Genomic DNA, 23201 nt, shown 5'->3' with positions numbered 1-23201 from the left:
CCCCAACGTGGCCGCACCGCCGAGTGTTCCCTGCCGGACACGGGGCCGGGGTGACCAGCACGGCCTCACGCGTCGACCGCGAGGGCGTCCATGGCGAGCGCGAGGACGCAGGCACTCGCCGCCGCTCGCACGGCCGCGCGGTCGCCGGGCAGCTCCAGGCTGCGGACCAGCACGGACGCGGGCGTGACCACCGCCACGTGGACCGTTCCGGGCGCGTGCCCGTCCTGGGCCTGCGGTCCGGCGACGCCCGTGGTCGCGAGCCCCACGTCGGCACCCAGCCGCCGCCGCACGCCCGTGGCCATCGCCGACGCGACGTCCGGATCGACCGCTCCACGTCGCGCGAGCAGGCCGGCGTCGACCCCGAGGACCGTGTGCTTGAGGTCCGTCGCGTACGCCACGACGCCACCACGGAGCACGGCCGAGGCACCCGGGACCTCCACGAGGGTCGCCGTGACCAGCCCTCCTGTGAGCGACTCGGCCACCGCGAGCGTCCACCCACGCCGCGCGAGGGCCGCGAGCAGGTTCGCCGCGACGTCCCGCACCGTGCTCACAACCCCGCAGCGGGCGGCAGCCCTGCGGCCCGCCGGATCCGGACGGCGTCGCGTACGTAGTCCAGGCCCGTCACGACGGTGACCAGGACCGCGACGCCCATGACCGCCGCGGCGACCACGGAGACGAACGCCGGCAGGTGCGCCAGCGGCAGCAGGTAGAGCGAGATCGCGACGGCCTGGAGCACGGTCTTGAGCTTGCCGCCACGTGACGCCGGCAGCACCACGTACCGCAGCAGGAAGAACCGCATCACGGTGATGCCGAGCTCCCGGACCAGGATCACGACGGTCACGACCCACCACAGGTCGCCGAGCCACGACAGCAGCACCAGCCCGCTGCCGATGAGCAGCTTGTCCGCGATCGGGTCCAGGAGCTTGCCCAGGTCCGTCACCTGCCCGGACCGTCGCGCCAACCAGCCGTCGAGCCGGTCGGTCGCGGCCGCGGCCACGAACAGGGCGGTCGCCAGCAGGCGCCCCGCCACGGTGTGACCGCCGTCGTCGAGGAGCGCCAGGGCGAAGAACGGGACGACGACGATCCGCAGGACCGTGACGACGTTGGCCGGGTTCCACACGGAGGGAGCGTCGTCAACCACACACACAGCCTACGGTCCGCGCCGGACCAGCCCGAACGGCACCGCTGCCCGCGCCGCCACCCGTCCGGCGGCACTCACCTGGACGGATGACCGACTATCCTCCCGGACGTGCCTCGACACGCCCGGGACCTGCGCCGGCCGGTACTCCCGGTCGCGGTCGCCGGTGCCCTGACGGGCCTCGTCCTGGTGGGTTCCGTGGGTGCCGCCGGGGCCTTCGGCACGGTCTGGCGACGTGCCCCGCTGCCCCCCGCGCCAACGGTCGCAGGCGCCTCCACCTCCGCGCCGCCAACCGCCCCGACCCCGACGGTCGAGAGCACGCCCGAGCCCGACATCGAGCTCAGCGTCGTCGCCGCGGGTGACGTGCTGCCCCATCTGCCCGTGGTGCGGTCCGCGCGCGACGGCCACGGATACGACTTCGGCCGGCTGCTCGACCCGCTGGACCCCTGGGTGGAGCAGGCTGACCTCGCCCTGTGCCACCTCGAGGTCCCGGTCGCGCCGGACGGCTCGGCGCCGTCGGGCTTCCCTGTCTTCGGAGCCCCTGCGGAGCTCGTCAGCGGCCTCGCCGACCAGGGCTGGGACGGGTGCTCGACCGCGTCGAACCACTCCGTCGACCGCGGGTGGAAGGGCGTGGGTGCGACGCTCGACGCGCTCGACGCGGTCGGGCTCGGCCACGTCGGGACCGCACGCTCCGCGACCGAGGACGCCGAGCCCCAGCTCTACCGCCTCGACCGGGCGGGACGCACCGTGACCGTCGCGCACCTGGCCGCCACGTACGGGACCAACGGGATGCCCGTCGACGCGGACAAGCCCTGGTCGGTGCAGCTGCTGGACGGCGACGACGTCGTCCGCCGGGCGACAGGAGCCCGCGCCTCGGGTGCCGACGTGGTGCTCGTCAGCCTGCACTGGGGCTCGGAGTACCGCACCGCCCCCACGGAGGCGCAGCGCGAGGTGGCGCAGCAGCTCGCGGACTCCGGCGCGGTGGACCTCGTCATCGGGCACCACGCGCACGTGCCACAACCCGTGGAGCGCCTCCCCGGAGGGCCCGGCGGCGACGGCATGTGGGTCGCCTACGGCCTGGGCAACTACGTGTCCAACCAGGACTCCGCCTGCTGCGTCGCCGAGACCGCGTCCGGTCTGCTCCTGACCGCGCAGGTCGTCGTGCCGGGCCGGAGCGCCGGCGACACCGCGGCGGGGCCGGCACGCGTCACCGGTGTGCAGTGGACGCCGATCACCGTCGACCGGCGCGGTGGGCACCGCGTCCACGCGCTCGTCGACGTCCCCGAGGGCACGGCCACGATCCCCGCCGCGGAGGTCGCGCGACGCCTCACGCTGGTCCGGGCCGCGGCCGGCGACGACGCCGAGGAGCGCAGCACCCCCGCGCGCTCGACCGGGCCCGCACCCGTCGTGCTGCCCCGCACGCGCTGACCGCGCCGTCGCACCACGCGCCGTCGCACCACGCGCCGTCGCACCACGCCCTCGCCACCGGGCGCACCGCGCGCTCAGTCCACGGGCCGCGCGCCCCCGTAGAGCCAGCCCTGCCCGTACCGCCACCCGTTGCGTCGCAGGAAGTCCGCCTGCTCCTCGTTCTCGATGCCCTCAGCGATGGTCACCATCGCCAGCTCACGCGCCAGGGCCCCGAGCGCGCGCACCACCTTCCCGGCCGTCGGGTCGTGCGGGATCCCCGACGTGAACGACATGTCGAGCTTCACACCTGCGACCGGCAGGTCCCGCAGGTAGGACAGGGGCGAGACCCCCGTACCGAAGTCGTCGAGCAGGATCGGCACGCCGGCCGCCGAGAGCTGCGTGAGCTCGTGCCGGATGCGCGTGCCCGAGGCGACCAGGGACGACTCGGTCAGCTCCAGGACCAGGCGGCCCGCCGTCACCCGGTGCCGTGAGAGGTCCTGGAGCAGACGCGTGGCCAGCTCCGAGTCGCCCAGCTGGTCCGCCGAGACGTTCACGGAGACCCACCGGCCGTCGTCCGCGTGCGTGGCGAGGAACTCGACGACCCGTGTCGCGACCAGCTGCCCGAGGAGCACCGACGCACCCGCGTCCTGCACCTGGGACAGGAAGGCCCCGGGCAGCAGCAGACCGCGGTGCGGGTGCTGCCAGCGCACGAGGGCCTCGTAGCCGACGACCCGGGCGTCGGACAGGTCGACGATGGGCTGGTAGTGCACCACCATCTCCCCGCTCTCGATGGCGTGCACGAGCTCGCGGTGCACGTTCGAGGGGGCGGCGAGCTCCATCGACGTGTCGTACACCTCGGTCCGTCCGCGGCCGGTCTGCTTGGCGCGGTAGAGCGCGGCGTCGGCCGCGGCCAGGAGGGTGGGCGCGCCCGCCTCGACGAGGTGCACCTCTGCGAGCGCGATCCCGATGCTCGCCCGCACCCCGAGGCGGCGGCGCCCGACACGCACCGGCTCGGCGAGGCCCGAGTGGATCTCGTTGGCGACCTCGAAGACGGCCTTGGCCGCATGCACGTCCTGCACCACCACGACGAACTCGTCGCCACCGAGCCGCGCCACGGTCCCGTTGCCGGACGACGCGGCGCGCAGCACGCCCGCGACGTGCACGAGGATGTCGTCACCGGTCGCGTGCCCGTACCGGTCGTTGATCGCCTTGAACCCGTCGAGGTCGCACGCGAGCACGGCGATCCGGTCGACCGCGCCCGGCTGCGCGAGCGCGGCCTGCAGCACCTCCTGCAGCAGCGTGCGGTTCGCCAGACCGGTGAGCGGGTCGTGCATCGCGCGGTGCGTGAGCATCTCCGCCTGCATCTTCGACTCCGTGGCGTCGCGCACCTGGACCACGAAGTGGTCGGCCTCCCCGTCGGCCGCCCGCACGAGCGCCGCGTCGAGCACCACCCACACGAGCTGCTCGTCGGCGCGTCGGCACCGCATCTCGAGCGAGAACCGCTGCTGCCCGCCACCGAGGAGCTTGTCCATCTCCATGCGCTGGGAGGCGCGGTCCTCCGGTGCGCTCAGCTCGTCTACCCGGTAGCCCCGGAGGGCAGACGCGTGGGTCCCGAGCAGCTCCGCGAGCGCGACGTTGGCCTCGGTGATGCGCCAGTCGAGGTCGACGAGCGCCATGCCGATCGGCGCGTTCTCCATCGCCACCTTGAACTGCGTCTCGCTGCGCGACAGCGCCACCTCGACGTCATGCCGTGCGGTGATGTCGACGATCGTGGTGAGCGCCGCGGTCTCGCCGCCGTCGTCACCCGGCATGAGGCGGCTGGTCGCCTGGACGACCGACGGCCGCGCGCCCGGCCCTGGCGGGACCAGGGTGACCACGGTCGTGCGCTCCTCGGCCTGCGCGCCGTGCCGGCCGAGCACGAACCCGGGGTTCACCGCGAGTCCACGGTCGTCGAGCAGCATGACCGGGATCCGTGACACCGGGAGGCCCACGACGGCGTCGCGCGTCACGCCGAGGATCTGCGCGGCCCGTTCCGACAAGTCCAGCACGAGCCCGTCGTGCGACAGCACCACGACGCCCTCGCTGGTCACCAGCTGCAGCGCGTCGTACCGCCGGTGCAGCTGGCCGGCGACGCGCACGAGCTCGGCGTTGCGACGCGCCTGGGTGCGCTCACGACGCAGCAGGACGAGCACGGTCCCGAGCGCGGCGACCGCGACCACCGCGATGACCGTCGTGACGACGCCGTAGGGGCCTACCAGACCTGCGTCCACGCCACGCCGCTCAGTGGTCGTCGGTGGGGTCGTGCCCGCCGTCGCTCTCCTCGTCGGCGTGCGACGGTGCCGCCGGCTCGGGCTCGCCGCGCAGCATCGCGAGAGTGGCCGGCAGGTCGTCCGGCTGCAGCAGCACCTCCCGCGCCTTCGAGCCCTCGGACGGGCCGACGATCTCGCGCGACTCCAGCAGGTCCATGAGGCGCCCGGCCTTGGCGAAGCCGACACGCAGCTTGCGCTGCAGCATGGACGTGGAGCCGAACTGCGTGGTCACGACGAGCTCGGCGGCCTGGAGCAACAGGTCGAGGTCGTCGCCGATGTCGTCGTCGACCTGCTTCTTGACGGCCTGGACCGCCACGTCCTCGCGGTAGATCGGCTTGAGCTGCGTCTTGACGTGATCGACGACCGCGTGGATCTCGGACTCCGAGACCCAGGCCCCCTGCGTACGCATGGGCTTGGCGGCACCCATCGGCAGGAACAGCGCGTCACCCTGGCCGATGAGCTTCTCGGCACCGGGCTGGTCGAGCACGACGCGCGAGTCCGTCAGCGAGCTGGTCGCGAACGCGAGGCGCGACGGCACGTTGGCCTTGATCAGACCGGTGACCACGTCCACGGACGGGCGCTGCGTCGCCAGGACGAGGTGGATGCCGGCCGCACGCGCGAGCTGGGTGATGCGCTGGATCGACGCCTCGACGTCGCGCGGCGCCACCATCATCAGGTCGGCGAGCTCGTCGACGATGACCAGGAGGTACGGGTAGGTCGCGATCTTGCGCTCCGACCCGGGCAGCGGCTTGACCTTGCCGACGCGGACCGCGGCGTTGAAGTCGTCGATGTGCTTGTAGCCGAACATGGCGAGGTCGTCGTAACGCGCCTCCATCTCCCGCACGACCCACTCGAGGGCCTCGGCGGCCTTCTTCGGGTTCGTGATGATCGGGGTGATGAGGTGCGGGATGCCCTCGTAGAGCGTCAGCTCGACCCGCTTGGGGTCGACGAGGATCATCCGGACCTCGTCGGGCGTCGAGCGCATGAGGATCGACACGATCATCGAGTTCACGAACGACGACTTGCCCGCGCCGGTCGCCCCGGCCACGAGCAGGTGCGGCATCTTGGCGAGGTTCGCCACGACGTAGCCGCCCTCGACGTCCTTGCCCACACCGATGACCATGGGGTGCTCGCTGCGCTTCGCGGCCGACGAGCGCAGGACGTCGCCCAGCGCGACGGTCTCGCGGTCGGTGTTCGGGATCTCGATGCCGATGGCCGACTTGCCCGGGATCGGCGACAGGATCCGCACGTCGGCGCTGGCGACCGCGTACGCGATGTTCTTGCTCAGCGCGGTGACGCGCTCGACCTTGACGGCGGGACCGAGCTCCACCTCGTAGCGCGTGACGGTCGGGCCCCGGGTGAAGCCCGTGACCTGCGCGTCGATCTCGAACTGCTCCAGCACCGAGGTCAGCGACTCGACGACCCGGTCGTTCGCGGCGGACCGCACCTTGTGCGGCGGGCCCTTCGCCAGCACGTCCTCGGTCGGCAGGATGTACACGACGTCGCCCTCGAGCATCGGCTGCTCGCCGCGGGGCACGCCGCTCGTGGGCGGGGCGGGCAGCGCGGCCTCGACGACTGCGGTCGGGGCGTCCGCGGGCGTCGCGCCCATGCGACGGGTCGCGACGGCGTCCGCGGCAGCGGCCGCAGCAGCCGCCTCCTCCTCGCGCGCCACGACGGCGGCGCGCTCGAACGCCTCGTCCCCCACGTACTCGTCGAGCCGGCCCTCGTCGGCCGCGGCCGCGGCCTGCGCGCGACGGCGGCCCAGCAGACGACGGGGTGTCTTGACGGGCGCCTCCGGACGCGCGCTGTGCAGCGCCTCGATCACCAGCGGCTCGTCGGGCTCGCCCGGCGCGTCCTCGTGGTGGCCGGTCAGGCGCCGGTACAGGGCGGCGAGCCGCGGCCCGATCAGGTGCACGGGCGTCGCCGTGACCACCAGGACGCCGAAGAACGCGAGGATCGCGAGGAGCACGCCCGCGACGACCGTCGTGAGCAGCGCCGCCAAGGGGGTGCCGACACCGAACCCGATGATCCCGCCGGCCGCGCGCACCGCAGCCATGTCCTGCGTGGCCGGAAGACCCTGCGCGAGGTGGACGATGCCGCACACGGCCACCGTGATCGCCGTGAGCCCGATGCCGATGCGCGAGTTGGCCTGGACACGGTCGGGGTGACGCATGAGGCGGATGCCGAGCCCCAGCAGCACGACCGGGACGGCGACGCCGACGACACCGAAGGTGCCGGCGACGACGTTGTGGATGATGTCGCCCGCGGAACCCGACAGGTCCCACCACTCCCGTGCGGCGACGACGACTGCGAGGCCCACGAGGGTCAGCGCGAGTCCGTCGCGACGGTGCGCGGGGTCGAGCTCGCGCGCCCCGGCGCCGACGTGACGCGCGGTGCCACCGACGAGGTGGGCCGCCCCCATCCAGACGCCGCGCACGATCCGCAGCGGCAGGGCCGGCTGACGGGGTGCAGGTGCGGCACCACGCCCCGCGGGGCGGGTCCCGCCGCGAGGCTGGCCGCCCTTGGGTGACCGGGGCGACGCACCGGAGGCGCGCGTAGGGCGCGCGGGGCCGGGGGTCGTACGGGTCGCCATGGTCCTCACGGTAGCCGCACCGGGCGCCGCTCCCCCGCCGACTCGGGGTCGTGTCGCCCGGTGGCACACGCCACTCCCGAGTGAATCCGGGCTCCTCAGGCGGTCAGCAGCCCGATGCCGAGGGTCACGACGCCCGCCGCGACGGCCGCCGCGCCGAGCGGCAGCAGGGCGACGAGCCGGTTGGGCCGGGTCCGGCCGGCCCCCGCGGCCGACAGGAAGAACCCGGCCGGCAGCAGCACGGCGCCGACGAGCACGCCGGTCTGCGCGAGCCACCGCCAGCCCCCGGTGAGGGACGTCGCCTCCCCGAGCAGGAGGCATACCAGTCCGAGGGTGACCAGCACACCGGCATGGGCGTGCCCGGCCCGGTAGAAGGAGCGCTGGAAGTCGGTGGCCGGTGCGTGGCCGGTGGCGACCCGCAGCAGGAACCACCCGCCGGACTCGATCGTGACGACCGCGAGGGCCGCCACCCCCGCAGTGCTGCGCGCAGCGTCGGCGAGCTCGATCATGGGGCCACGTCCTTTCGTAACACTGTTACACAACATCGTTACGCGACGGGTGTCAAGGCCCCTATCCTCAGGACATGGCCCGCCCCCGCACCCACGACGACGCCCTGCGCGAGCGGCTCCTCGACGAGGCGACCCGTGCCGTCGCCGACGACGGGGCCGCCGCGCTCACCGTCCGCGACGCCGCCGCACGGGCCGGCACGTCGTCCAGCGCCGTGTACGCGCTGTTCGGCGGTCGCGACGCTCTCCTGCAGGCCGTCGGTGACCGCGCGGCGGCCCGGTTCGCCGCGCGCCTGCGCGACGCGCCCGCCACGGGCGAGCCGGGCGCCGACCTGCTCGCGCTCGGGGTGGCCTATCGCCGGTTCGCGCTCGACGAGCCGCAGGCGTACCGCGTCATGTTCGCGCGCCCCGGTGCCGGGGTCCGCCACCCCGCGAGCGGGCCTGTCAGCGAGGTGCCCACGTTCGTCGTGCTCCGCGACGCGGTCACCCGCGTGCTCGCCGCAGCCGCCGCCGCACCGCTCGACCCCGACGGCCCCGACCACCCCGGCAGCGTCGGCAGCGCCGACGGCGACGCGGCGGCGGCCGGCGCGACCGGGCTGTGGGCGCTCACCCACGGCTGGGTGATGCTCGAGATCGACGGCCTGCTCCCCTGGCCCCCGCACGAGCGCGACGCCCGCTACGTCGCCACGCTGCGCGGCGCGGGACCCGGTCTGCTGCGCGCCGCGACGCACGGCGCCGACGACCCGGACGGCCCCCGGACCGCGTAGCCGAGCGCCCGGGCAGGTGCGCGATCGGGGGCCACGCTCCCCCACCCCGACGCCTGCGGCCGTCGGTCGCCGGTGTCGGGGGCCGGTGCCACGATCGGCGTATGACGTCAGCCGTCCCCGGTGCGACCCGCGCGGCGGTCCTTCGGTACCGCGTGCACGCACAGCAGCTCGACGCCGGGCCGGCGCCGAGCGCGGACCCGCTGGCCCCGACCGTGCTGGACCCGACCGTGCTGGACGCCGGCGTGCAGGACACGGGACCCGACGGGGCGCTGTGGGCGCTCGCGCTGCGCGGTGCGGAGGTGCGCGCGGGCGAGCTGCCCGACGCTCTCGCGCTCGCCTGGACCCTGCGCGGCGCTCCGCACGCCTACCGGCGGGACGAGCTGGAGGCCGTCGAGGCCGCGGTGCGCCCCTGGTCGGCGCGTGACGCCGCGCAGCGGGTCTTCGACGCCGCGCGCCCCCTGCGCGCGGCCGGCATCGACCCGCGCGACGCGCTCGCCACCGCAGCACGCACCATGCGGGACGTCGTGACGACGCCGATGCCGAAGGGCGCGGTGTCGACCGCCCTGACGTCCCGGTTGCCCGAGCCCTACCTGCGGTGGTGCCGCACGTGCGGCGCGACGCACGTGTACGAGCAGACGTTCCGCCTCGCCGCGCTGCACGGGGGCCTGGAGCTCGTGCCGGGGACCTCACCGCCGGTGCTGCGTCGGGTGGCCGGCTGGCCGCCCGACGCCGTCGGCCGCACGGACCCGCCCGCCCCGGGCGGGCGGCACGACGTCGTCCGCACGGCCCTGCACCTCCTGGGGCCGTCGACGCCCCGTCTCGTCGCGGCGTACCTGGACGCCCCGGTGAGCGACGTGACGGCGCGCTGGCCGCAGGACGTCCACGCGGTCGACGTGGCAGGAGAGCCACGCAGCGTCCTCACCGCGGACGCCGACGCGCTCGCCGCGGCCCACGACAGGGCACCGACGCCCGTGCGGCTCCTCGGCCCGTACGACCTGTTCCTGCAGGCGCGGGACCGCGAGCTCCTCGTGCCGGACGCACCGCGACGTGCCGCGCTGTGGCCGGCGCTCGGCCGGCCGGGCGCCGTGCTGCGGGACGGCGAGGTCGTCGGCACCTGGCGCCCGCGTGCCCGCGGCGCCCGCCTCGCCCTCGAGGTCGACCCCTGGACGACGTGGGACGCGGCCACGCGCGGGGCCGTCGCGACGGAGCACGAGCGCCTCGCGGAGTTCCGGGGCAAGCGGCCGGCCTGAGCCGGGTGGCCGGGACGCGCTGGGACGCCCGGGGCCTCGTCAGCGGATCAGGCCTCGACGACCACGGGGATGATCATCGGCCGGCGACGCAGCTTGTTGGACACCCAGCGACCGACGACCCGACGCATCACCTGCTGCAGCTGGTGGGTGTCGGTCGCGCCGGCACGCGTCGCCTCCTCGAGCGCCTCGGTGAGCACGGGCAGGATCTCGTCGAAGACGCCGTCCTGCTCCGCGACACCCCGGGCGTGGATCTGCGGGCCCGCGAGCACCGTGCCATCAGCGGAGGACACCACCGCGAAGATCGAGACGAACCCCTCGTCACCGAGGATCCGACGGTCCTTGAGCTCGACCTCCGTGAGCTCCCCGACGCTCGACCCGTCGACGTACACGTACCCGCAGGGCACGGCCCCGACGACCTGCGCACGACCGTCGACGAGGTCGACCACGACGCCGTCCTCCGCCAGGACGACCCTGTCCGCCGGTACACCCGACTTCACCGCGAGCGCGCCGTTGGCGATGAGGTGACGCACCTCGCCGTGGACGGGCATCACGTTGCGCGGCCGCAGGATGTTGTAGCAGTACAGGAGCTCGCCGGCGCTCGCGTGGCCGGAGACGTGCACCTTCGCGTTGCCCGAGTGCACGACGCGCGCGCCCAGCCGCATGAGGCCGTTGATGACACGGAAGACGGCGTTCTCGTTGCCGGGGATGAGGCTCGACGCGAGGACCACCGTGTCACCCGTGCCGACGGAGACCCGGTGGTCACCGTTCGCGATCCGCGACAGCGCCGCCATGGGCTCCCCCTGCGAACCGGTGCACATGAGGACCACGCGGTCGTCGGGCAGCTTCTCGATCTGCTTCTGGTCGACCAGGAGCCCGTCGGGCACCCGCAGGTAGCCGAGCTCGGCGGCGATACCCATGTTGCGGACCATCGACCGGCCGACCAGGGCGACCTTGCGCCCGTTCGCGGCGGCCGCGTCGACGACCTGCTGGACACGGTGGACGTGCGACGCGAACGACGCCACGACGACGCGCCCGGTCGACTCCGCGAACACCTGCTCGAGCACCGGACCGATCTCCCGCTCGGGTGTGACGAACCCGGGCACCTCCGCGTTCGTGGAGTCGACCATGAACAGGTCGACGCCCCGCTCGCCGAGGCGGGCGAAGGCGCGCAGGTCGGTGATGCGTCCGTCGAGCGGGAGCTGGTCCATCTTGAAGTCGCCCGTGTGCAGCACGGTGCCGGCGGGCGTGTGGACGGCGACCGCGAGCGCGTCGGGGATCGAGTGGTTCACGGCGACGAACTCGCACTCGAACGGGCCGAGCTGCTCGACCTGCCCCTCGCGCACCGTGAGGGTCAGCGGGGCGATCCGATGCTCCTTGAGCTTCGCCTCGACGAAGGCGAGCGTCAGCTGGGAGCCGACCAGCGGGATGTCGCCGCGCAGCCGCAGCAGGTACGGCACGGCACCGATGTGGTCCTCGTGGCCGTGCGTCAGCACGATCGCGTCGATGTCGTCCAGGCGGTCCCGGATGTAGTCGAAGTCCGGGAGGATCAGGTCGACGCCGGGCTGGTGGTCCTCGGGGAAGAGGACGCCGCAGTCGATGACGAGCAGCCGACCGGCGTGCTCGAGCACGGCCATGTTGCGTCCGACCTCACCCAGCCCGCCGAGCGGGACGATCCGCAGACCGCCCTCCGGGAGCGGCGGCGGCAGCGTCAGGTCCGGGTGCGGGTGACTCATGGAGCTCCTGAGGGATCGGTGGGTGCCGACCGGTGCGTCACGCGCGATCGGTGCCGGGGACGACGTCCAGGAGGCCGCCGGCCACCAGGCCGGCGCGCACGTCGGCCGCCTCCTCGTCGCTGAACGGGAGGAGGGGCAGCCGCGTCGCCCGGCTGCGCAGGACGCCCAGCTCGACGAGCGCCGCCTTCGCCGCGGGCGCCTGGAAGCCGGCGCCGTTGAGCGCCGTCGCGACCGGGAGCAGCGAGCGGAAGGCGTCGAGGGCACCCGCCGCGTCCCCGGCACGCCAGGCGTCGAACAGCTGGGCGTACCCGAGCGGGGCCGCCTGCGTCGCGACACCGACGAGGCCCACCGCGCCGTGGGCGAGGAACGACAGTGCCAGCAGGTCGTCGCCGCTGTACCAGGCCAGGCCCGTCCGGACGAGGGCGTCGGCCGCAGCGACGACGTCACCCGTCGCGTCCTTCATGGCGACGACGCGCTCGTGCGCGGCGAGGCGGTCGATGGTGGCGGGCGCGAGCCGGAGCCCGCAGCGCCCGGGGACGTCGTACAGCATGACCGGCAGGTCCGTCGCGTCCGCGACCGCCGTGACGTGGGCGACCACGCCGTCCTGCGACGGACGCGAGTAGTACGGCGTGACGACGAGCAGCCCGTGCGCGCCGGCCTCGGCAGCCTGCTCGGCCATCCGGACGGCGTGCGCGGTGTCGTTGGAGCCCGCACCGGCGACCACGAACGCCCGGTCACCGACGGCCTCCACGACGGCCGTGACGATCTCGGCCTTCTCGGGGGCGTGCGTCGTGGGCGCCTCGCCCGTGGTGCCGTTCAGCACGAGGCCGTCGTGGCCCGCGTCGACGAGGTGCTTCGCGAGCCGGACCGCGGCCTCGAGGTCGACGGCGCCGTCCGGGGTCATCGGGGTGACCATGGCGGACAGCAGCGACCCGAACGGGTGGGTGGCGGAGGTCACGGCGGGCATGGGCCCACGGTACCGCTCACGCGACGGTGCGCGTCGCGGGATTTCAGCGGGCGTCGGGGGCCTCGCGACGCCAGGAGTCGAACCGGTAGCGCGTGCCCGTGCGCGAGACGAGCCACGACGCGCCGTCGCCGCCGGAGTCGAGCCGCCAGCCCGGGCCCACGGCCGGCGCTCGCGTGTCGCCGGGCACGTCGAGGTCGACGACCGTGATCTCGAGCCGGTCGGCGCGGTCGACGGTGCTCGCGTAGACCGCTCCCCCGCCGATCACCCAGACGTCGGCCGCGCTGCGCAGCGCGGCGTCGAGGTCGTCGAGCACGGTCGCCCCCGGCGCGTCGAACGCCGGGTCGCGCGACAGCACGACGTTGCGCCGGCCGGGCAGCGGCCGGAACCGCTCGGGCAGCGACTCCCACGTGGCGCGCCCCATGACGACCGTGGCCCCCGCGGTGACCTCGCGGAAGTGCGCCATGTCCTCCGGCACGTGCCACGGGATCGTCCCGGCGGCGCCGATCACGCCGTCGGGCGTCTGCGCCCAGACCAGACCGATCACGCCTCAGACCGCCACGGGGGCGGCGATCGTCGGGTGGTGGCGGTAGCCGCGGACCTCGACGTCGTCCCACGTGTACTCGAACAGCGACGGCGCGCGCCGCAGCTCCAGCGACGGGTACGGGTACGGGTCGCGCGCGAGCTGCTCGCGCACCTGCTCGACGTGGTTGTCGTAGATGTGGCAGTCCCCACCCGTCCACACCAGGTCACCCACCTCGAGGTCCACCTGCTGCGCGATCATGTGCGTGAGCAGCGCGTACGACGCGAGGTTGAAGGGCACGCCGAGGAACAGGTCCGCCGAGCGCTGGTACACCTGGCAGGACAGGCGGCCGTCGGCGACGTAGAGCTGGAAGAACGCGTGGCACGGGACCAGCGCCATGCGGTCGAGCTCGGCGACGTTCCACGCCGAGACGACGTGCCTGCGCGAGTCGGGGTTCGCACGCAGCTCGACCAGCAGCCGCTCGAGCTGGTCCACGTGCCCGCCGTCGGGCGTCGGCCAGGAGCGCCACTGGACCCCGTACACAGGGCCCAGCTCGCCGTCCTCGTCGGCCCACTCGTCCCAGATGTGTACGCGCCGCTCGACGAGGGAGGCGATGTTCGACTCGCCCCGCAGGAACCAGAACAGCTCCTCGGCCACACCGCGGAAGAACACCCGCTTGGTGGTCACCAGCGGGAACCCCGCCCGCAGGTCGTACCGCAGCTGGTGACCGAAGACCGAGCGCGTCCCCGTGCCGGTGCGGTCACCCTTCGGAGTCCCGGTCGCCAGGACGAGACGCAGCAGGTCCTCGTACGGCGTCGGGACGTCGGTCGTGAGGTCGCTCGATGCTGCTCCCGGCTCCGTCATGGCGACATCGTAGGCGCGGCCCCAGGATGGGAGGCATGAGCCGGTCGCTGCCGCCCACCGTCGCCGCCCACGTCCCCACGGGCATGCTGGTCGGTGGCCGCTGGCGACCCGCACGGTCGGGCGCGACGTTCGAGGTCGAGGACCCCGCCACGGCCCGCACGATCTTCGAGGTGGCCGACGGCGGCGAGGACGACGCGCGCGACGCGCTGGACGCCGCGGTCGAGGCGTTCGGCCCCTGGCGGCGCACGGCACCGCGCGTGCGCTCCGACCTGCTGCGCGCCGTGTACGAGGTCCTGACCGCGCGCACCGAGGACATCGCCGCCCTCGTGACGTTCGAGGGCGGCAAGCCGCTCGCGGAGTCGCGCGCCGAGGTCGCGTACGCCGCCGAGTACGTCCGCTGGTACAGCGAGCAGGCCGTGCGCGTCGACGGGCTCGCGCGACGCGCCCCCGCCGGGACGCACCACCAGCTCGTGCTGCGGCGACCCGTGGGGCCCGCGCTGCTCATCGCACCGTGGAACTTCCCCATCGCGATGATCGCCCGCAAGGTCGCGCCGGCGCTCGCCGCGGGATGCACGTGCGTCGTCAAGCCGGCGCAGCTCACCCCGCTGACGACGCTGTACGTCGCGGAGATCATCCGCGCGGAGCTCGAGGCCCGGGACCTGCCGACCGGGGTCCTCAACGTCGTCGCGTCGTCGTCGGCGCGACGGATCAGCGAGCCGCTCCTGGCCGACCCCCGCCTGCGCAAGCTCTCGTTCACCGGCTCGACCCAGGTCGGCGCGACGCTGCTGGCCGCCGCCGCGCCGTCGGTGCTGCGGACGTCCATGGAGCTCGGGGGGAACGCGCCGTTCCTCGTGTTCGCCGACGCGGACCTCGACGCCGCGGTCGAGGGCGCCGTGCAGGCCAAGATGCGCAACTCCGGCCAAACGTGCGTCGCCGCCAACAGGTTCCTCGTCCACGCGTCGGTGGCCGACGAGTTCTCGCGGCGGCTGACCTCGGCGTTCGAGGGGCTGGTCCTCGGCCACGGCGCGGATGCCGGTGTCACCGTCGGTCCGCTCATCGAGCGCTCCGCGGTCGAGCGCGTGGCCGAGGTGGTCGCGCAGGCCACGGACGGCGGCGCACGCATCAGGACTGGCGGCGGCACGCCGCGACGCGACGGGTACTTCTTCCAGCCCACCGTGCTGACGAAGGTCTCGCCCGACGCGCGGGTCGTCACCGAGGAGACGTTCGGGCCCGTCGCCCCGGTCGTCACGTTCGGCGACGAGGACGAGGCGCTGCGGCTCGCCAACGGCACACCGTTCGGCCTCGTCGCGTACGCGTACACGCGGGACGTCGGACGTGCGATGCGGCTCGCCGAGGAGCTCGAGGCCGGCATGGTCGGCATCAACCGCGGCATGGTGTCCGACGCGAGCGCCCCGTTCGGCGGCGTGAAGATGTCCGGGCTCGGACGCGAGGGCGGCGAGCTCGGGCTCGAGGAGTACCTGGAGCCCGTCTACGTCGCGCTCTGACGCACCGCGCGGGGACCCGGTGCCGTCCGCGCGACGCGGTGCTCCGGCAGCGCCGGCCGCCTGCGGTCCCTGTGCGACAGTGACGCCGTGACCCCGTACGACCCCGTCGCCGCCGCACGTCGGCAGGCGGTGTCCGTGTCGGTCGCGACGGGCCTGTACGGCGTGTCCTTCGGGGCGCTGTCGGTCGCGGCAGGGCTGAGCGTCCCGCAGACGATGGCCCTGAGCCTGCTGATGTTCTCCGGTGGCTCCCAGTTCGCGTTCATCGGCGTCGTCGGGGCAGGCGGTGCCGTCGGGGCCGCCGTCGCGTCCGCGGCGATGCTGGGTGCGCGCAACGGCCTGTACGGCGCCCAGCTCACCCCGCTGCTCGACCTGCCGTGGCGCTGGCGGCTGCCGGCTGCGCACGTGACGATCGACGAGTCGACCGCGGTGGCGACCGCCCAGCCGTCCCGCCGTGCGGCGCGCGTCGGGTTCTGGTGGACGGGCGTGGGCGTCCTGGTGCTGTGGAACCTCTTCACGCTCCTGGGCGCGGTGGCCGGCGACCGGCTCGGCGACCCGCGCGCCTACGGCCTCGACGCAGCCGCCGGCGCGGCCTTCCTGGCCCTCGTCTGGCCCCGCCTGGCCTCCCGCACGGCCCAGGGGGTCGCCGCGGCAGCCGTCGTCGTCGCCCTGGCCACCACGCCCGTGCTCCCGGCGGGGGTCCCGGTGCTCCTGGCCGCGCTCGTCGCGGTCGTCGTCGGGCTCCTCACGCAGGACCAGCGTCCGGCAACCGGAGCGGCGGCGTGACCCCGCTGTGGGGCGCCGTCCTGCTCGCAGGGCTGGCGTGCCTGGCGATCAAGCTCGCGGGCCACGTCCTGCCCGAGCACTGGCTCGCCCAGCCGCGGGTCGCCCGCGTCGCCGCGCTGGTCACGGTCGCGCTGCTGTCCGCGCTCGTGGCCGTGCAGACGTCGACGAGCGGTGGCCAGGTCGTCGTCGACGCGCGGCTGCCCGCCCTCGGTGTGGCGGCTGTGGCGCTCGTGCTCCGCGCACCGTTCGTCGTGGTCGTCGTCCTGGCGGCCGCCACCGCGGCCGGGCTGCGGTTGCTCGGCATGCCCTGAGACCCGCAGCGGGGGCCCACGCTCGGGTCGTCGCCCGCCGCACCGTGCGCCGCGGGCACGGGCGACCCGCGGTTAGGCTCGCGGGGTGCTTCCCACCGCCGACGTGTCGGTCCGCCCCGCCGTCCCGGGTGACGAGACCCGGATCGCCGCCATCCAGCTCGCCGCCTGGCGGGCCGCGCACGCCGACGTCCTCGGCGAGGTCGTCCTCGACTCGCTCGACGAGCAGGCCTTCGTCGAGCAGTGGCACCAGGCCGTGACGAACGCCCCCGGGCCGGGCTACCACGTCCTCGTCGCGTGCGACGGACCGCGGGTCGTCGGCGTCGCGTCGGTCGCGCCTGTGGCACCGGCCGACCCGCTGCAGGCTCCGGGCGGCATCGTGCTCGCCCTCGAGGTCGACCCTCCCGACCAGCGGGCCGGCCACGGGTCGCGTCTGCTCGCGGCCGCCGTCGACCTGATGCGCGCCGACGGCGCCGACCAGGTGCAGACGTGGGTCGTCGACGGCGACACGGCGCGCGAGCACTTCCTGTCGGGTGCGGGCCTGGGTCCCGACGGCCGCACCCGCCGCCTCGCGACCGGACCCGGCCCGGACGACGAGGCGCACGTCGTCACCGAGGCCCGCTGGTACGCGGGCATCTGACCCTGGAGCGATCCGCCCTCAGGGCAGGTCGCGCCCTGCGGGCCGGCCGCGGTGCAGGCGGCTCGCCGTGCGCAACGCCGCCCGCGCCCGGGACCTGTCCCCCGCGGCGTCGTACGCGAACGCCAGGTGGTACCAGCCCTGCCACCGCCCCGGGTCCGCCTCGACCTGGTCGCGGTACGGCCCGAACGCCGCCCGCGCCGCCACCCGGTCGACGCGACCGCTGGGCGACCGCGGCAGGTCGTCCACCGGAAGGTCCCCGGCGGCGGCGAGCTCGTCGGCCATGCGCTGCACGTCGAGCGCGAGGAGCCACTCCCGGGCGATGAGCGCGAGCACCAGGAGCGGGACGACGAGCAGCGCGGCGCCCAGCACGACCCCGACGGTCCTCCCCGTGCCGATCAGCTGCACCGCCCGCAGCGCGACGAGCCACACGTAGATCGCGAGCAGGGCCGTCAGCGCGACGGCGGCGACCAGACCCGTCCGTCGGCGACGAGGTGCGGTCTCGCTCACGCCTGCAGCCCCAGGAGGTCCTCGAGGCCCACGGTGAGGCCGGGACGTCCGGCGACCTGCCGCACCGCGAGGAGCACTCCGGGCATGAAGCTCACGCGGTCGAACGAGTCGTGGCGGATCGTGAGCAGCTCGCCCGCGTTGCCGAGCAGGATCTCCTCGTGCGCCACGAGGCCTCGCAGCCGCACCGCGTGCACGCGCACGCCGTCGACGTCCGCGCCGCGCGCACCGTCCAGCGTCTGGCTGGTCGCGTCCGGCACGGGACCCATCCCGGCGGACGCGCGCGCGGCGGCGATGCCCTGCGCCGTGTGCCGGGCGGTGCCCGAGGGCGCGTCGACCTTGTCGGGATGGTGCAGCTCGACGACCTCGACGGACTCGAACCACCGTGCGGCCTGGCGTGCGAACGACATCGCCAGGACCGCCCCGAGCGCGAAGTTCGGCGCGACGACGACGCCCACGCCGGGCGCACGCAGCAGGTGGTCGCGCACCCGCCCCAACGACGCGTCGTCCCACCCGGTCGTGCCGACCACGACGTGGACGCCCGCGTCGAGCATCGTGTGGACGTTCTGCTCCGTCACCGACGGCACGGTGAAGTCGACGGCCACCTGGGCGCCGGCGTCCGTGACCGACCGCAGGTCGTCACCCGCGTCGAGCGCGGCCACGAGCTCCAGGCCGTCCGCCTCCTGCACGGCGCGCACGGTGGTCGCCCCCATGCGTCCTGACGCTCCCAGCACGGCCACCCGGATCGGTTCGCTCACGGCACGCCACCCTAGTCGTCGTCGGGCCGCGGCCCGCGGTCCGTCCGGTGTCCGGGTCAGCCCCGGGTGGCCGAGCCGACCCGCTGCGCGAGGTGGTCGGCGAGCCTGCGCAGGTCGGCCGGTGGCAGACCGCTGAACCGCTCGACCTCGCGCGGCGGGTACCCGGCCCCCACGAACCACTCGACGGCACCGACCGTGGCGGTGGGGTCGACGGGACCGGCACCCACCGACTCGCGGACGAACGTGCTGAACCGCACGGCGGACAGGTACTGCGCAGGTGACATCCCGAGCAGGTGCGTGCACCAACGGTGCAGCTCGCCCAGGCTCGTCGCGACCTCCCGGGCGACGTCGGTCTGCCGGACGAGTCCACGGCGCTCGTCGATGAACGCCAGGGCGTCCTCGAGATGGTCCAGGTCGGCACCGGTCCGCCGGGGCAGGGCCGCGAAGGCGTCGAGCACCGTGCCGACCGCCGCCTCGTCGTCACCGGCATCCAGCAGGTCACCGGCGCGCGCCGCGACCTCGGGAGCGAGCACCTCGTCGAGCGGCAGCCAGGTGTCGGCCGCGGGCCGGGTCACGCCGAGCCGCGCGACACCGAGCGGGTGCAGCTGCACGCCCAGCCGCGCGACGGGCCCTGTCTGCTCGGCGATCACGGCTCGCGTCCACGCGCCGCGCACGCCGTCGCCGTCCGGGGTGTCCTCACCGGTGAGCGGGTCGACCAGCCGACCTCGCGTGCCGCGCACCACCTGCAGGAGACCACGACCGTCGGGCAGGAGCACCTCGGTGTGCTGCTGCCCGCCGTCGTGCCGGGCGACCCATGCGTGCTCGGCGACGCCGCGCAGCGCGGCGGGGACAGGGAAGCGACGGTAGGACTCCACGGCGACGGCCATGCCTCATCATGCCGCGGACGCGACCCTCGTGGGGCCGTCAGTCGCCGAACGGCCCCACGCGGACGACGCTTCGCGGTGCCGCGGCGAGCTCGGCCGCCAGCTCCTGCACCTCGCGCGCGGTGACAGCACGGACCCGGGCGAGCGACTCGTCGATGTCGAGCAGCTCCCCGTGCACGAGCTCGGCCTTGCCCAGCCGGCTCATGCGCGACCCGGTGTCCTCCATCCCGAGCACGAGCCCGCCGCACAGCTGCCCGATGCTGCGGGTCAGCTCCGCACGCCCCATCGGCTCCTGCGCCATGCGCTCCAGCTCGACGACCAGGAGCTCCGTGACCTCGTCGACCTTGGTCGGGGTGCATCCGGCGTAGAGGCCGAACATCCCGGTCTCCGCGTGCCCGCTCGCGAACGAGTAGGTCGAGTACGCCAGGCCACGCTTCTCGCGGATCTCCTGGAACAGCCGCGACGACATGCCGCCGCCGAGGGCCGCGTTGAGGACCGAGAGGACGAACCGCCGCTCGTCGGTCGCGTTCAGGCACGTCCCACCGACGATCACGTTGGCCTGCTCGATGGGACGGCGGACCGTCAGCTCCGCGCCCGTGCCCGCGACCGCGGGTGCGGGTGCGCCGGCGGGACGACGGGGTGCCGGGACGGCCGCGGCCCCCAACGTCCAGCCACCGTCGGCGAGCGCGTCGGCGACCTGCGCGCAGAGCGCGTCGTGGTCGACGCCCCCCGCCGCGGTCACGACGAGCGTGTCGGGCCGGTAGTGCTCCTGGTAGTGCTCCCAGACGGCGTCGCGGGGCACCGACCGGATCGCGTGCGGCGTGCCGCCGATCGGTCGCCCGAGGGGCGTGTCACCGAAGACCGCGATGGCGAACTGCTCGTGCGCGACGTCCGACGGGTCGTCGTCGTTCATCGCGAGCTCTTCGAGGATGACGCCGCGCTCGGTCTCGAGCTCGTCGGCGTCGAGCCGTGCCGACGTCACCATGTCGGAGATCACGTCGACGGCCATGGGCACGTCGGTGTCCAGCACCCGTGCGTAGTAGCACGTGTGCTCCTTGCCGGTCGCTGCGTTGGCCTCGCCCCCGACGGCGTCGAACGCCTCGGCGATGTCCATCGCGGTGCGCTGCGCGGTGCCCTTGAACAGCAGGTGCTCGAGGAAGTGCGTCGAGCCGAAGTGGCCGGACGTCTCGTCCCGCGAGCCCACGCCGACCCACGCCCCGACGGTGGCGGAACGCAGGCCCGGCATGTGCTCGGTCAGGACCCGGACGCCGCCGGGCAGGACGGTGCGCCGCACTGCGGCGCCACCGTCCTGCCCGACGACGAGCTCCGCGCCCGGCGAGCCGGGCGCGACGAGCGGGAGGATCTGCGGCACGTCAGGCGTCGGTGCTCGCCGGCTCGGCCGCCGGCTCGCCCTCGCCCTGCGCCTCGTCGAGGACCGCGTGCAGCGACAGCTTGCCGCGCGGGTCGATCTCGCCGATCTCGACCTGGACCTTCTGGCCGATGGCCAGCACGTCCTCGACGTTCTCGACGCGCTTGCCGCCGACGAGCTTGCGGATCTGCGAGATGTGCAGCAGACCGTCCTTGCCCGGGGACAGCGAGATGAACGCGCCGAAGGTCGTCGTCTTCACCACGGTGCCGACGAAGCGCTCGCCGATCTCGGGCATGTGCGGGTTCGCGATCGCGTTGATCGCGGCCCGCGCGGCCTCCGCCGACGGTCCGTCGGTGGCGCCGATGTAGACCGTGCCGTCGTCCTCGATGGAGATGTCGGCGCCGGTCTCCTCCTGGATCTGGTTGATCATCTTGCCCTTCGGGCCGATGACCTCGCCGATCTTGTCGACCGGCACCTTCACCGAGATCACGCGGGGCGCGAACGGGCTCATCTCGTCCGGCACGTCGATCGCCTCGGCGATGACGTCGAGGATCGCCAGGCGAGCCTCCTTGGCCTGGGTCAGCGCGCCGCCGAGCACCGAGGCGGGGATGCCGTCGAGCTTGGTGTCGAGCTGGATGGCCGTGACGAACTCGCGGGTACCGGCGATCTTGAAGTCCATGTCGCCGAACGCGTCCTCGGCACCCAGGATGTCGGTGAGCGCCGCGTAGCGGGTCTCACCGTCGACCGTGTCGGACACCAGGCCCATGGCGATGCCGGCGACGGGCGCGCGCAGCGGCACACCCGCGTTGAGCAGCGACAGGGTCGCGGCGCAGACCGAGCCCATGGACGTCGAGCCGTTGGAGCCCAGCGCCTCGGACACCTGGCGGATCGCGTAGGGGAAGTCCTCACGCGCCGGCAGGACCGGGACGATCGCCCGCTCGGCGAGCGCGCCGTGACCGATCTCGCGACGCTTCGGCGAGCCGACGCGGCCCGTCTCACCGGTGGAGAACGGCGGGAAGTTGTAGTGGTGCATGTAGCGCTTGCGCGTCTCGGGCGACAGCGAGTCGATCTGCTGCTCCATGCGGAGCATGTTCAGCGTGGTGACGCCGAGGATCTGCGTCTCGCCACGCTCGAACAGCGCGGAGCCGTGCGTGCGGGGCAGCACCTCGACCTCGGCCGACAGCGTGCGGATGTCGCGCAGCCCACGGCCGTCGATGCGGAAGCCGTCGGTGAGGATCCGCTGGCGGATGAGCGCCTTCTGGACCGAGCGGTACGCGGCGGAGATCTCCTTGTCGCGGCCCTCGAACTGCTCGGCGAGCTCGCCCTGGACCTCGGCCTTGATCTCGTCGAGGCGCCCCTCGCGCTGCTGCTTGTCGGCGATCGACAGCGCCTCGGACAGGCGCGCCGTGGCGGCCTGCTCGACGGCGGCGTACGCGTCGGGCTGGTAGTCCGGGAACGTCGGGAAGACCTGGGTCTCCTTGGCGGCCTGGCCGGCGAGCTGCTGCTGCGCCTCGGCCAGCGCGCGGATGGACGGCTTGGCGGCCTCGAGGCCCTGGGCCACGACGTCCTCGGTCGGCACGGTGCCGCCGCCGCCGTGGATGAGGTTCCAGGCACCCTCGGGGGCCTCGGCCTCGATCATGGCGATCGCGACGTCGTCACCGACGATGCGCCCGGCCACGACCATGTCGAACGTCGAGCGCACGCGCTCGGAGTAGCGCGGGAACGCGACCCACTGGCCGTCGACGAGCGACAGGCGCGTCGCGGCGACGGGGCCGGAGAACGGCAGGCCGGACAGCTGGGTCGACATCGACGCCGCGTTGATCGCGAGCACGTCGTACGCGTCGTCGGGGTTGATCGACAGGACCGTCACGACGACCTGGACCTCGTTGCGCAGGCCCTTGACGAACAGGGGGCGCAGCGGGCGGTCGATCAGGCGGCAGGCCAGGATCGCCTCGGTCGAGGGACGGCCCTCGCGGCGGAAGAACGAGCCGGGGATCTTGCCTGCGGCGTACTGCCGCTCCTCGACGTCGACCGTCAGGGGGAAGAAGTCGAACTGCTCACGCGGGTGCTTGCCGGCCGTGGTGGCCGACAGCAGCATCGTGTCGTCGTCGAGGTACGCGACGGCGGCGCCGGCGGCCTGCTTGGCCAGCCTGCCGGTCTCGAAGCGGACGGTGCGGGTGCCGAAGCGACCGTTGTCGATCGTGGCCTCGGCGAACTGGATCTCGGGACCCTCCACGGGTGCCCTCCTTGTTCTCGAAGGCGCCGCCCTGCCCCGCGGCGGTCTTCGACCGTGGTGCCCGGACACGTGTTCCGGGAGCCACTACCGAGGACCGGACGAGCGGGGTCGGCGCGGTGGTTGTGCTGGTCGTGCGGTGGTGCTGGTGGTGCTGTTCCTGCGT

Annotated in this window: 21 protein-coding genes; 7 read left to right on the top strand and 14 right to left on the bottom strand. The window is 74.2% G+C overall.

Annotation, left to right across the window (positions count from 1 at the left end; translation table 11 throughout):
• Positions 1 to 65: 65 nt before the first annotated feature.
• Both NP048_RS07645 and pgsA read right to left on the bottom strand, forming a co-directional pair.
• Positions 66 to 551: a CinA family protein gene (locus tag NP048_RS07645; protein WP_227577604.1), complete on the bottom strand. Its 486-nt coding sequence runs from the start codon at positions 549 to 551 to the stop codon at positions 66 to 68.
• Positions 548 to 1141 (bottom strand): CDP-diacylglycerol--glycerol-3-phosphate 3-phosphatidyltransferase, encoded by a 594-nt coding sequence (gene pgsA, locus NP048_RS07640; protein ID WP_227577603.1) that lies wholly within the window; start codon positions 1139 to 1141, stop codon positions 548 to 550. Before pgsA ends, NP048_RS07645 begins: the two co-directional genes overlap by 4 nt.
• 108 nt (positions 1142 to 1249) lie before the next feature.
• Between pgsA and NP048_RS07635 the strand changes: the two genes are divergently transcribed.
• Positions 1250 to 2566: a CapA family protein gene (locus tag NP048_RS07635; protein ID WP_227577602.1), complete on the top strand. Its 1317-nt coding sequence runs from the start codon at positions 1250 to 1252 to the stop codon at positions 2564 to 2566.
• 74 nt (positions 2567 to 2640) lie between these two features.
• Here the strand turns inward: NP048_RS07635 and NP048_RS07630 are convergent, their stop codons facing one another.
• The 3 genes from NP048_RS07630 to NP048_RS07620 all read right to left on the bottom strand — a co-directional run bounded on the left by NP048_RS07630 (position 2641) and on the right by NP048_RS07620 (position 7953).
• The gene (locus NP048_RS07630) at positions 2641 to 4815 is read right to left on the bottom strand and encodes a putative bifunctional diguanylate cyclase/phosphodiesterase (protein WP_227577601.1); all 2175 of its coding nucleotides are present in this window, start codon (positions 4813 to 4815) and stop codon (positions 2641 to 2643) included.
• A 10-nt stretch (positions 4816 to 4825) separates the two neighbouring features.
• Positions 4826 to 7447 (bottom strand): FtsK/SpoIIIE family DNA translocase, encoded by a 2622-nt coding sequence (locus NP048_RS07625; RefSeq protein WP_372456826.1) that lies wholly within the window; start codon positions 7445 to 7447, stop codon positions 4826 to 4828.
• Positions 7448 to 7542: 95 nt separating this feature from the next.
• Positions 7543 to 7953 carry a hypothetical protein gene (locus NP048_RS07620; protein WP_227577600.1) on the bottom strand — a complete coding sequence of 137 codons (411 nt, stop codon included), beginning with the start codon at positions 7951 to 7953 and terminating at the stop codon, positions 7543 to 7545.
• Positions 7954 to 8027: 74 nt separating this feature from the next.
• On the opposite strand from NP048_RS07620, the gene NP048_RS07615 reads away from it, so the two are divergent.
• Positions 8028 to 8717 (top strand): TetR/AcrR family transcriptional regulator, encoded by a 690-nt coding sequence (locus NP048_RS07615; protein ID WP_227577599.1) that lies wholly within the window; start codon positions 8028 to 8030, stop codon positions 8715 to 8717.
• 101 nt (positions 8718 to 8818) lie between these two features.
• Positions 8819 to 9967, top strand: a complete 1149-nt coding sequence (locus NP048_RS07610) for a winged helix DNA-binding domain-containing protein (protein ID WP_227577598.1) — start codon at positions 8819 to 8821, stop codon at positions 9965 to 9967.
• A gap of 47 nt (positions 9968 to 10014) precedes the next feature.
• Here NP048_RS07610 and NP048_RS07605 read toward each other — a convergent pair whose 3' ends face one another.
• From NP048_RS07605 to NP048_RS07590, 4 genes are read right to left on the bottom strand one after another with little or no spacing between them, the layout of a single operon-like run.
• On the bottom strand, positions 10015 to 11700 hold the full coding sequence (locus NP048_RS07605; protein WP_227577597.1) for a ribonuclease J: 1686 nt from the start codon (positions 11698 to 11700) through the stop codon (positions 10015 to 10017).
• Positions 11701 to 11737: 37 nt separating this feature from the next.
• Positions 11738 to 12667 carry a 4-hydroxy-tetrahydrodipicolinate synthase gene (gene dapA, locus NP048_RS07600; protein WP_227577596.1) on the bottom strand — a complete coding sequence of 310 codons (930 nt, stop codon included), beginning with the start codon at positions 12665 to 12667 and terminating at the stop codon, positions 11738 to 11740.
• Positions 12668 to 12710: 43 nt separating this feature from the next.
• Positions 12711 to 13211 carry a dihydrofolate reductase gene (locus tag NP048_RS07595; protein ID WP_227577595.1) on the bottom strand — a complete coding sequence of 167 codons (501 nt, stop codon included), beginning with the start codon at positions 13209 to 13211 and terminating at the stop codon, positions 12711 to 12713.
• Positions 13212 to 13214: 3 nt separating this feature from the next.
• Positions 13215 to 14051, bottom strand: coding sequence for a thymidylate synthase (locus NP048_RS07590; protein ID WP_227577594.1), 837 nt, complete (start codon positions 14049 to 14051; stop codon positions 13215 to 13217).
• A 35-nt stretch (positions 14052 to 14086) separates the two neighbouring features.
• Here NP048_RS07590 and NP048_RS07585 point away from each other — a divergent pair, with 35 nt between their 5' ends.
• The 4 genes from NP048_RS07585 to NP048_RS07570 all read left to right on the top strand — a co-directional run bounded on the left by NP048_RS07585 (position 14087) and on the right by NP048_RS07570 (position 17287).
• The gene (locus NP048_RS07585) at positions 14087 to 15556 is read left to right on the top strand and encodes an NAD-dependent succinate-semialdehyde dehydrogenase (RefSeq protein WP_227577593.1); all 1470 of its coding nucleotides are present in this window, start codon (positions 14087 to 14089) and stop codon (positions 15554 to 15556) included.
• A gap of 87 nt (positions 15557 to 15643) precedes the next feature.
• Complete coding sequence (locus NP048_RS07580; RefSeq protein WP_227577592.1) at positions 15644 to 16339, top strand: AzlC family ABC transporter permease; 696 nt, start codon at positions 15644 to 15646, stop codon at positions 16337 to 16339.
• On the top strand, positions 16336 to 16650 hold the full coding sequence (locus NP048_RS07575) for an AzlD domain-containing protein (protein ID WP_227577591.1): 315 nt from the start codon (positions 16336 to 16338) through the stop codon (positions 16648 to 16650). The genes NP048_RS07580 and NP048_RS07575 overlap by 4 nt, the downstream gene beginning before the upstream one ends.
• An 85-nt stretch (positions 16651 to 16735) precedes the next feature.
• Entirely contained in the window at positions 16736 to 17287 is a 552-nt protein-coding gene (locus tag NP048_RS07570; protein WP_227577590.1) for a GNAT family N-acetyltransferase, read from the top strand.
• Positions 17288 to 17305: 18 nt separating this feature from the next.
• Here NP048_RS07570 and NP048_RS07565 read toward each other — a convergent pair whose 3' ends face one another.
• From NP048_RS07565 to NP048_RS07545, 5 genes are read right to left on the bottom strand one after another with little or no spacing between them, the layout of a single operon-like run.
• The gene (locus NP048_RS07565) at positions 17306 to 17794 is read right to left on the bottom strand and encodes a hypothetical protein (protein WP_227577589.1); all 489 of its coding nucleotides are present in this window, start codon (positions 17792 to 17794) and stop codon (positions 17306 to 17308) included.
• A complete protein-coding gene (gene dapB / locus NP048_RS07560) occupies positions 17791 to 18549 on the bottom strand; it encodes a 4-hydroxy-tetrahydrodipicolinate reductase (protein WP_227577588.1) in 759 nt (252 codons plus the stop codon). The genes NP048_RS07565 and dapB overlap by 4 nt, the downstream gene beginning before the upstream one ends.
• A 56-nt stretch (positions 18550 to 18605) precedes the next feature.
• Positions 18606 to 19436: a helix-turn-helix domain-containing protein gene (locus tag NP048_RS07555; protein WP_227577587.1), complete on the bottom strand. Its 831-nt coding sequence runs from the start codon at positions 19434 to 19436 to the stop codon at positions 18606 to 18608.
• Positions 19437 to 19473: 37 nt separating this feature from the next.
• A complete protein-coding gene (locus tag NP048_RS07550) occupies positions 19474 to 20805 on the bottom strand; it encodes a M16 family metallopeptidase (RefSeq protein ID WP_256769460.1) in 1332 nt (443 codons plus the stop codon).
• Position 20806: 1 nt separating this feature from the next.
• On the bottom strand, positions 20807 to 23038 hold the full coding sequence (locus NP048_RS07545) for a polyribonucleotide nucleotidyltransferase (RefSeq protein ID WP_227577585.1): 2232 nt from the start codon (positions 23036 to 23038) through the stop codon (positions 20807 to 20809).
• Positions 23039 to 23201: the final 163 nt, after the last annotated feature.

Source organism: Cellulomonas xiejunii, assembly GCF_024508315.1.
In the GTDB taxonomy this organism is placed as follows: domain Bacteria; phylum Actinomycetota; class Actinomycetes; order Actinomycetales; family Cellulomonadaceae; genus Cellulomonas; species Cellulomonas xiejunii.
Note: the sequence above shows the minus strand (reverse complement) of the source record. Positions and strands in the feature narration are given on the sequence as shown.

Excerpts from the sequence above, each read along its gene's own strand:
- dapA (WP_227577596.1), bottom strand. The coding sequence starts at position 12,667 with ATGCCCGCCGTGACCTCCGCCACCCACCCGTTCGGGTCGCTGCTGTCC.
- NP048_RS07620 (WP_227577600.1), bottom strand. The coding sequence starts at position 7,953 with ATGATCGAGCTCGCCGACGCTGCGCGCAGCACTGCGGGGGTGGCGGCC.
- NP048_RS07590 (WP_227577594.1), bottom strand. The coding sequence starts at position 14,051 with ATGACGGAGCCGGGAGCAGCATCGAGCGACCTCACGACCGACGTCCCG.
- NP048_RS07615 (WP_227577599.1), top strand. The coding sequence starts at position 8,028 with ATGGCCCGCCCCCGCACCCACGACGACGCCCTGCGCGAGCGGCTCCTC.
- NP048_RS07555 (WP_227577587.1), bottom strand. The coding sequence starts at position 19,436 with ATGGCCGTCGCCGTGGAGTCCTACCGTCGCTTCCCTGTCCCCGCCGCG.
- NP048_RS07610 (WP_227577598.1), top strand. The coding sequence starts at position 8,819 with ATGACGTCAGCCGTCCCCGGTGCGACCCGCGCGGCGGTCCTTCGGTAC.
- NP048_RS07585 (WP_227577593.1), top strand. The coding sequence starts at position 14,087 with ATGAGCCGGTCGCTGCCGCCCACCGTCGCCGCCCACGTCCCCACGGGC.
- NP048_RS07625 (WP_372456826.1), bottom strand. The coding sequence starts at position 7,447 with ATGGCGACCCGTACGACCCCCGGCCCCGCGCGCCCTACGCGCGCCTCC.
- NP048_RS07605 (WP_227577597.1), bottom strand. The coding sequence starts at position 11,700 with ATGAGTCACCCGCACCCGGACCTGACGCTGCCGCCGCCGCTCCCGGAG.